The organism is Bradyrhizobium sp. (assembly GCF_036735945.1).
GTDB lineage: Bacteria > Pseudomonadota > Alphaproteobacteria > Rhizobiales > Xanthobacteraceae > Bradyrhizobium.
Genome location: NZ_DAINNI010000244.1, coordinates 1 through 2,116, shown reverse-complemented (window position 1 = coordinate 2,116; position 2,116 = coordinate 1). Strand labels below are relative to the sequence as shown.

1 protein-coding gene and 2 pseudogenes are annotated in these 2,116 nt (G+C 60.9%); all 3 read right to left on the bottom strand.

Going from position 1 to position 2,116, the window contains the following annotated elements; genetic code table 11:
- Nucleotides 1-235 (bottom strand): annotated as a pseudogene (locus V7E26_RS29895) (ABC transporter substrate-binding protein); the annotation flags it as partial.
- Between the two features lie 302 nt (nt 236-537).
- Nucleotides 538-1,767, bottom strand: coding sequence for an ABC transporter substrate-binding protein (locus V7E26_RS29890; RefSeq protein ID WP_324422982.1), 1,230 nt, complete (start codon nt 1,765-1,767; stop codon nt 538-540).
- Between the two features lie 35 nt (nt 1,768-1,802).
- Nucleotides 1,803-2,116: pseudogene (locus V7E26_RS29885) on the bottom strand (branched-chain amino acid ABC transporter permease); the annotation flags it as partial.

Below are 2,116 nucleotides of genomic sequence, written 5' to 3'. Positions count from 1 at the left end.
TGCGGCCGTTGATGCCGCCCTCGGCATTGATCTTCCGGAAATAGGCTTCTTCGGTCTTGCCGATCACGCCGTAGGCGGAAGCCGGTCCGCTGTAGGGCATGATGTTGCCGATCTTGATTTCGGTATCGGAGGCGCCGGTGTCGTATTTCTTTTGTGCTAATGCGCCGCTGCTGGTCGCGGCCAGTAATGCGAGGGCAGCCGAAACGGCCCCCAAGCGCAAGTTGATGGCGAGCATTTCCTGATCTCCCTGGGATCGATGATTGTGTCATTGTTTTTGGATTGGGGAGCGCTTTGCGGCTCTTGGCTGCATTGAATACCTTTCGGCGGCATCCAGCAACAGCAAGCCCCTCGCGGCGGCATCGCGGGAGGCGCTACTTAGGATCAATGCCGGCGCACTGCCCGTCTCGCGGAATATTAATGATTGTGTTCGCTGGCGATCACCGGATTTGTCCGGCAGCACTGCTGACAAAAAAGCCCCCGCGACGTTCGTCGCGGAGGCTTCCTGGTCCGGATTAACTATCCGGGATTGATGGAGTTCTAGTCGGCGGCTACGTCGCCGCTGATGATCTCGCCGAACAATTCCCACTTCTCGCCCTTGAACCGCTGCATCTGCAACTGGCTGATCGGGGCGAAGTCGGTTGCGCCGGTGTTGATCTTCACGCCTGGCAGCAGCGTGTCGGGCGTGAAGTCCTTCAGGCTGGCGGCCTGCTTCATCACGTTGGCGCGGCTGAGATCGTCGCCGCACATCTCCAGAACCTTGGCCAGGGTCTGCGCGGCGCCGTAGCCGTAGACGAGCGCGCTGTCGGTCCTGTCGGCGCCCGGCATGTACTTGTCGATGAACTCGCTCCACCGCTTCATGCCGGCATCGTCTTTCCACTGCGCATCGGCGGCGTCCTTTGCGTAGGCTGCCGACAGCACGCCCTGGGCGTTTTCGAATCCGGCAGGGTGCATCACCGCGCCGACCGAGGCCGACACGTTGGTCATGATCTGCAGCGGCTTCCAGCCGAGTTCGGCGGTCTTCTTGATGGTCTGCGCACCGAACTTCGGAGTCGCGTAGATCAGGAGCACGTCGGGATTTGCCGCCTTGATCTTGACGATGTGCGAGTCGATCGTCGGCTCCGAAATCTCATAGCTCTCCTCCATGACGATCATCGAGGAAGCCTTGGCGCCCAGTCCGTCCTTGGTGCCTTTCAGGTAGTCTTTGCCGAAGTCGTCGTTCTGATAGAGGATCGCGATCTTGGCGTTCGGCTTTTCCTTGAGCAGGTATTTCGCATAGATGTGCGCCTCGCTCTGGTAGCTCGGCTGCCAGCCCATGGTCCACGGGAAGCCTTTCGGGTCGTTCCACTTGGTGGCGCCGGTGGCGACGAACAACTGCGGTATCTTCTTGGCGTTGAGATACTTCTGGATCGCCGTGTTGGAGGGCGTGCCGAGCGGATTGAACACGACGAGCACTTCGTCGCTCTCGACCAGCTTGCGAACCTGCTCGACCGCCTTTGGCGGGCTGTAGGCGTCGTCATAGCTGATGAAGTTGACCTTGCGCCCGTTGATGCCGCCCTTCTCGTTGATCATCTTGAAGTAGGCTTCCTCGGTCTTGCCGATCAAACCATAGGCGGACGCAGGTCCGCTGTAGGGAATGATGTTGCCGACCTTGATCTCGGTATCGGTGGCGCCCGTGTCGTATTTCTTCTGTGCGAGCGCCGTGCCGGACGACAAGGCGAAAGCGGTGACCGCCGCCGAGAAGGCGGCAGTCCGTAGTGTTGCAAACATGGTCTCTCCTGAGTTTGTTCGTCGGTTCTTGCTTCTTACTTCTTCAGTTTGCCCAGATACTGCTGGGCGACCATCGCGACCTGCCTGGCGCCATGCGGCACGAGGAAGATCACGAGGAACAGGAGCACGCCGAACACGGCGCCGGAGAGACCCTTTGAGATGCTCTCGGCGATATTCGGCACGAAGATGATGAAGGCGGAACCCACGATCGAGCCCGGCAGCCAGCCGACGCCGCCGACCACCATGCCGAGGAACAGCGAGATCGCGAGCGTGATCGTGTAGCCGTCGGGCGCCACGAACTGCACCGCGATGGCGCCGAGGCCGCCGGCCACGCCGGTGACGGCCGCCG

Coding starts and splice junctions, on each gene's coding strand:
- V7E26_RS29890 (WP_324422982.1), bottom strand. CDS start 1,767: ATGTTTGCAACACTACGGACTGCCGCCTTCTCGGCGGCGGTCACCGCT.